Source organism: Novosphingobium sp. CCH12-A3 (assembly GCF_001556015.1).
Lineage (GTDB): Bacteria > Pseudomonadota > Alphaproteobacteria > Sphingomonadales > Sphingomonadaceae > Novosphingobium > Novosphingobium subterraneum.
Genome location: NZ_LSIA01000082.1, coordinates 92353 through 98740, shown reverse-complemented (window position 1 = coordinate 98740; position 6388 = coordinate 92353). Strand labels below are relative to the sequence as shown.

Below are 6388 nucleotides of genomic sequence, written 5' to 3'. Positions count from 1 at the left end.
GGGGTGGGCCCCCGCGCTACCCTTCAATAAACCGCGGCCGGGTTCTTCGGGCGCGGGCTGCCGAGCATCTCGCGGTGCGAGGGGCGGTCGTGCCCCCGGTCGGTCACGCCCAGTTCCTTGGCGATCTCCGCCACGATCAGCGTCTGGCCCGAAAGCTCGTCGCGGTTCGGCGCCCGGTCGATGGCAGCAAGGACGTGGGCGGAGAATTCGGGGTTCTCGGCCATCGACAGGAAGCCTTCGTACTGCTCCGGGTTGGTCTTGGCCGCGATCAGCGCGCGCTCGGTCAGTTGCGGGCCGAGCCAGAGCGAGACGGCGATCACGCCGGTGCCGCGGAAATCGTGCTCCATGTCGTGCGCCAGCTTGTCGAGCCCGGCCTTCTGCGCGCCGTAGGCGGGGCCGTGCATGTAGCAGGTCGCGCCGAACGACGAGGTCATCGCGATCAGGCCCGACTTCTGCGGAACCATGATCTTCGCCGCGTGCCAACTGGCGACGTAGGCACTGCGCAGACCGACATCGATGATCTTCTGCGCATCCAGTTCCTTTTCCCAGAACGGCGCCTTCTCGATCAGCTGGTGGTGCATGTAGGCGGCATTGTTGACCAGCACGTCGAGGCGGCCCTGCTCGTCCATGATCTGTTCGAACACGCGGGCGACGCTGGCATCGTCGGCATGGTCGCAGACCACGGGAATGCCCTTGCCGCCGTTCTCGGTGATCTTCTGCGCGGTTTCGGATACCGTGCCGGGCAGCACGGTGCCGTCCCAGCCCTTCGCGTCACCCGGCGTAACGGTGCGCCCGGTGACGTAGACGGTGTAGCCCATCTCGCCAAAGCCGCGCGCGATGCCGGCGCCTGCACCCCGGCTGGCGCCAGTTACGAGAGCCACTTTCGGTTGTTCGGACATGGTGGATTCCTCTTGCGCGATCTTCAGCCCAGGTGGGCGAAATCGAACTGGCTGGTGGGGATGATATCGTTGCGGGTGAAGTCGATGAAGGCGTGGCAGCTGGCCATCATCGCGTCGAGATTGGCCTTGAACTTTTCCGGGTTGCCCACGGCATCGAAGAAGACTTCGGGCTGTTCGAGCGCTTCCAGGGGAAAGCATTCCTCGACGAATGCGCTGTAGGCCGGCGCGCCTTCGGTGAGGGGGCGGACGATCAGGTTCTGGACGTATTCGAAATTCGATTGCGTCTCGATCGCCACCCGCGTGTGGTGCGAATGCCAGTGGGCGACGGCCTCTTCGCGGGTGATGTCCGGGCGGAAGGTGATGAAGCTGGCCTGGCTCCAGCCCCAGGTGCGGTGTTTCCCCGGGGAGACATTTGTAGAACACGGGTGCGCGGTGTTGGGGATGATCTCGGATTCGCAGACCAGCCATGCGGCGAACCAGGCCGAATGCGCGGCCAGCGCGGCATCAACCTCAGTCCGGAAGCGGGCGTTTGCCGAGGGCATCCAGAACTGCACGACGGCGGCCTGCTGCGGCGCCTGCCACTGCTGGACCAGCGCCTCGCCGGGGGCGACCGTGGCATCGCGCAGGTTGAGCCGAACCCGGCTCGCTCCCGCAGCGACGAGCGCCTGGGGCAGGGTGCCGAGCAGTGCGGCGCCGAACTCCTCGCGCGACTGGTGTGGCGGGGCCCAGAGGGCAGCGATGACCTTTTCCATGGGCTGCGCCTCCTCAGTCGAAGTTGGCCTGTCCACCGTCGAGCGGGATTGTCGCCCCGGTCAGGTAGGCAAGGTCCTGCCCCGCAAGCGCCACCAGCGCGCGGCCGATATCGCCTTCCAGGCTGCCGACCCGGCCCAGCGGGATCGTGCGGAAGAAGGCCTGCGCCTCTTCGGGATTGTTCTCGATCCACCACTTGAGCCCGGGCGATTCCGCGTGCGGCGCGATGGTCAGCACGCGGATGCCTTCGCCGCCCCATTCGGCGGCAGCGGCGCGGGTGAGCGAACGGATCGCCTGCTTGACCGCGGCGTAGCAGCCGTAACCGGTCATGTCCCAGCGGATGCCCGCCGACGAGCAGAAGTTGAAGATCGTGCCGCCGCCGCGCGCGGCGAGGTGCGGGCGGGCGAGCTTCATCAGGCGGTGCGTGGCCAGCGGCCCGCTTTCAAATCCCGCAAGGAAGGCTTCGTCCGTCACGTCCTCGAGCTTGCCGAGCGGCACTTCCTGGGCATTGTTGACGAGAATGTCGAGCCCGCCGAAGGTGGCGACGGTGCGCTCAACCGTCGCGGCAAGGTCGGCGGCGGACTTCACGTCGCAAGCGACGGCAAGCGCCTGGCCGCCCCGTTCCTCGACCATCCGCGCCGTTGCCTCGACCTTGGCGAGCGTCCGCCCGGTGACGACGACAGATGCGCCAGCGCCTGCCATTGCCAGCGCCACGCCCTGTCCGATGCCCTGCCCGGCTCCGGTTATCAGGACGACTTTGCGATCAAGATCGGTCATGCTTCTCTCCAGTGGCGTGAAGCGTCTTGCGGCCTCTCGCTGATCGGGTTGTTGCCACGGCCTCATGCAAACTGCAAACCAAAATCTGAACGCAGGTTACAGAGAAAACGTGTTGTATTGCTGCCTTTGCGTAAGATGCGGCATTTATGGCAACGCAAAGTGTGGTCCGCTTGGGCTTGCCCAATGCTCTTGGGCGTGCCATGCTGAGGGCGTGGGAGAAGATCGCGATCGGTCCGCAAATCGTTCGCGATTCGGTTTTCGGGATCACGAATGCGCTGTCGTCACCAAGGCAGAACGGCGCGGTGATCAAAAGGAGTGATGCAGATGGCAACCTCGAAAGAGTATGGCCTGGGTGAGTTCGATTTTCCGCGCGGGTGGTTCATGATCGGAACTGCTGCCGATGCCACGCGCAATCCCGCGCCGATCCGCTACTTCGGCAAGGATCTGGTGATCTACCGGGGCGAGAGCGGCAAGCCTTACGTGGTCGATGCCTATTGCCCGCACATGGGCGCGCACCTGGCGAAGAACAGCACGTCCTACATCGTGCGCGATGGCGAGCATGTCGAGGGCGAGTCGATCCGCTGCCCGTTCCACGGCTGGCGCTTCGGCACCGATGGCGCGTGCAACCACATTCCCTATTCCGACTTCATTCCCAAGGCAGCGAAGCTCGGCACTTATCCGGTGCTCGAACGCGCCGGGATCATCTGGATGTGGCATGATCCGGAAGGGTTGGAGCCCGACGTCGAGCTGGCCAATTTCGGCGGCCATTATGGCGAGCCGGGCTGGGTCGAATGGAAGATCGACTACATGGGCGATCTTAACAGCCACGGCATCGAGATCGTCGACAACATGGCCGACTTCGGCCACTTCGTGCCGATCCACGGGGCGACCGACTGGCAGTACTTTGCCAACGAGTTCATGGGGCCGCACCTGCACCAGTACTACAGCGCCGGGCACCGCACGCTGACCGCCAACCCCGAAGACGCGCTGGTCCTGGATACCTGGTACGAGGGGCCCGGTTTCCTGCAATCGGAAATGGCCGGCACGTTCGACAGCTTCATCATGATCGCCAACACGCCGATCGAGGACGGGGTGACGCGGTCATGGCACGCGCTGATGGTCAAGGTTCACGACGGCAGCCGCGAGACGACCGCCGAGGACCGCCAGACCGCGCTGATGTATCAGGAAGCGAGCCGCCTTGCCTTTGCGCAGGACGTGGAAATCTGGGCGAACAAGCGCGCCTGCATCAACCCGCTGGCGATCCCCAAGGATGGGCCATACGCCAAGGTGCGCCTGTGGTACCGCCAGTTCTACAACCCGCGTGACAAGGCGCCCGAGATACAGGGCCGGGTCAATGGTCTGCACGTCACGCTCGACAAGCGGCCGGGGCAGAAGGTGGCCTGAGGACATAAGGCTCCCACGCAGGGGCCAAGGGAGAGATCATGGGAAAGCTTGCAGGCAAGGTGGCGATCGTCACCGGTGGCGCGCGGGGCATGGGCGCGGCGACGAGCCGGCTGTTCGTGGCCGAGGGCGCGAAAGTGGCGATTGCCGATGTGCTGGACGAGGCCGGTGAAGCACTGGCCGCAGAGCTTGGCTATGCGGCGCGGTTCTTCCATCTCGACGTGACCGACGAGGCCAATTGGGCTGCCGTTGTGGGCGAAGTCGAAGCAACGCTGGGACCGGTCGACGCGCTGGTCAACAATGCCGGCATCCTGCTGTTCAAGAGCCTGCTCGAGACGACCAAGGCCGATTACGAAAAGGTATTGGGCGTCAATCTCGTCGGCGAGTTCCTCGGCATCAAGGCGGTGGCGCCGGGCATGATCGCGCGTGGGCGCGGTTCGATCGTCAATGTCTCTTCCGTGGACGGGATGAAGGGCGCGAACAGTCTGGTCGCCTATGCCTCGTCCAAGTGGGGCGTGCGCGGGCTGACCAAGGTGGCGGCGATGGAGCTGGGCCACAAGGGCGTTCGGGTGAACTCGGTCCACCCCGGCGGAGTCGACACGGTGATGTCCAACCACTCCGGCGCGCCGCGCGAGGAAGTGGACAAGGGCTATGGCAACGTGCCGTTGCAGCGCATCGGCGGGCCGGAAGAGGTGGCCGCAGCCAGCGCCTTCCTCGCCAGCGACGAGGCCTCCTACATCCATGGCGCAGAGATCGTGGTCGACGGCGGAATGACCACCGGCAGCTACTACATGGGCTTCCCCGGATCGCCGGGAATGTAAATCCGGGGGTCTCCTGCTTGAAGGGCTGCCCTTGCAGGCAGCCCCCGAGCGGTTCAGATCTTGCCTTCCTTCAACATCAGCACCGCATTGTGCGCGGCGCGGGCCGACATTGCCATGTAGGTGAGCGACGGGTTCTGGCAGCCCGAAGAGGTCATCACCGCGCCATCGGTGCAGAACAGGTTCGGCGCCTCGTGCGCCTGGTTCAGCCCGTTGAACACCGAGGTCATCGGATCGCGGCCCATGCGGGCGCTGCCCATCTCGTGGATGCCCAGACCCGGCGGTCCCGGTTCGGTCCGCTGGTAGACGACAGTGCCGCCGGCGGCTTCGATCATGGTCCGGGCATCGGCCTGGATCTGCCTGGCCATCTTCTTCTCGTTTTCGCGCAGCTGAACGTCGATGTGGAGCAGCGGAATGCCCCACTTGTCCTTGCGCGTCTGATGCAGCGTCATCCGGTTATCGGGATGGGGCAGCATTTCGCCAAAGCCCGAGATATAGGCGACCCACGGCCCGAACTTGCGGTTCCGCTCCTTGATCTCCTGGCCGATTCCTGCGGAAGCATCGGGCTTTCCGCCCTGCCGGGTCACTGCGCCCTGATAGCCGTAGCCGCGCACGAAGCCGTCGGCGTCCTCTGTCACGTTGCGATAGCGCGGGATGTAGATGCCGGTGGGACGGCGGCCGTGATAATAGCTGTCGGCCGGATAATGCGGCATCACGCCGGCTGTCGCCAGCGCATACATGTGGTCCATGATGTTGCGCCCGACCTGGTCGGACTTGTTGCACAGGCCGCGCGGATTTGCCTCGTTCGCCGAGTTCAGCAGGATCTGCGCCGACCCGATGGTCGATGCGTTGAGGAAGAAGACCTTTGCCTCATAGGTCCGCCCCTCCATGGTCTTGGCATCGATCACCTGCACGGCCGTGATCCTGCCACTGGCCGGGTCCTGCACCAGGCTGTGCACGATCGCATCGGTGACGATGGTCAGGTTGCCGGTGCGCTCTGCCGCGGGGAAGGATGAGGACAGGCTGGTGTGGTTCGCCCCGAAGCTGCAGCCGCGTTCGCAGATCGAACGGTTCTGGCAGCTGGTGCGCCCCAGTTCCTCGTGGTGTGGCTGGGCGACCGAGAGGTTGGCATTGCGCCCGATGATCACCTTGCGGCCCGAGAACTTCTCCTCGACCGATGCCTTGAACAGCTTTTCGGCATCGTTCATTTCCCATGGAGGCAGGAATTCGCCATCTGGCAGTTGCGGCAGGCCTTCCTTTGACCCTGCCACGCCGATGAACTTCTCGACATGGCTGTACCACGGCGCGAGGTCGTCATAGCGGATCGGCCAGTCGACGCCGTGACCGTCCTTGGCGTTGGCCTCGAAATCCATGGGCGAAAGACGATAGGCCTGGCGGCCCCACATGATCGAACGCCCGCCGAGGTGATAGCCGCGGATCCAGCTGAACGGGCGGTCTTCTGGCGTGGTGTAGGGATGTTCGCTGTCCTTGACCCAGAACTGCTTGGTCGCGGCATTCACGGCATAGCACTGGCGCTGCACAGGATAGTCGCGCGCCAGTTCCTCTTCGGGAATCTCGTTGTTGTTGGGCAGCTCCCACGGCATCTGGGTGTCGTTGTAGTCGCTGACGTGTTCGACCTTGCGGCCGCGCTCTATCACCAGGACCTTCAGGCCGCGTTCGGTCAATTCCTTGGCGGAAATGCCCCCGCTGATACCCGAGCCGATAACGATGGCGTCAAACATG

General features: G+C 64.6%; 6 protein-coding genes. 2 read left to right on the top strand and 4 right to left on the bottom strand.

All coding sequences use genetic code 11. The annotated features are described in order from the left end of the window. Positions 1-23 precede the first annotated feature (23 nt). From AX703_RS06585 to AX703_RS06575, 3 genes are read right to left on the bottom strand one after another with little or no spacing between them, the layout of a single operon-like run. Positions 24-899 (bottom strand): SDR family NAD(P)-dependent oxidoreductase, encoded by an 876-nt coding sequence (locus tag AX703_RS06585; RefSeq protein WP_062343349.1) that lies wholly within the window; start codon positions 897-899, stop codon positions 24-26. A gap of 23 nt (positions 900-922) precedes the next feature. Further along, a complete protein-coding gene (locus AX703_RS06580) occupies positions 923-1651 on the bottom strand; it encodes an EthD domain-containing protein (protein ID WP_062343348.1) in 729 nt (242 codons plus the stop codon). Positions 1652-1664: 13 nt separating this feature from the next. Beyond that, entirely contained in the window at positions 1665-2426 is a 762-nt protein-coding gene (locus tag AX703_RS06575; protein ID WP_039334478.1) for an SDR family NAD(P)-dependent oxidoreductase, read from the bottom strand. A gap of 324 nt (positions 2427-2750) precedes the next feature. Here AX703_RS06575 and AX703_RS06570 point away from each other — a divergent pair, with 324 nt between their 5' ends. Together AX703_RS06570 and AX703_RS06565 are read left to right on the top strand one after the other, a co-directional pair. Continuing rightward, positions 2751-3830, top strand: a complete 1080-nt coding sequence (locus AX703_RS06570) for a Rieske 2Fe-2S domain-containing protein (RefSeq protein ID WP_062343364.1) — start codon at positions 2751-2753, stop codon at positions 3828-3830. A gap of 38 nt (positions 3831-3868) precedes the next feature. Beyond that, positions 3869-4648, top strand: coding sequence for an SDR family NAD(P)-dependent oxidoreductase (locus AX703_RS06565; protein ID WP_062343347.1), 780 nt, complete (start codon positions 3869-3871; stop codon positions 4646-4648). Positions 4649-4701: 53 nt separating this feature from the next. Here AX703_RS06565 and AX703_RS06560 read toward each other — a convergent pair whose 3' ends face one another. Next, positions 4702-6387 carry a GMC oxidoreductase gene (locus AX703_RS06560; protein ID WP_062343346.1) on the bottom strand — a complete coding sequence of 562 codons (1686 nt, stop codon included), beginning with the start codon at positions 6385-6387 and terminating at the stop codon, positions 4702-4704. Position 6388: the final 1 nt, after the last annotated feature.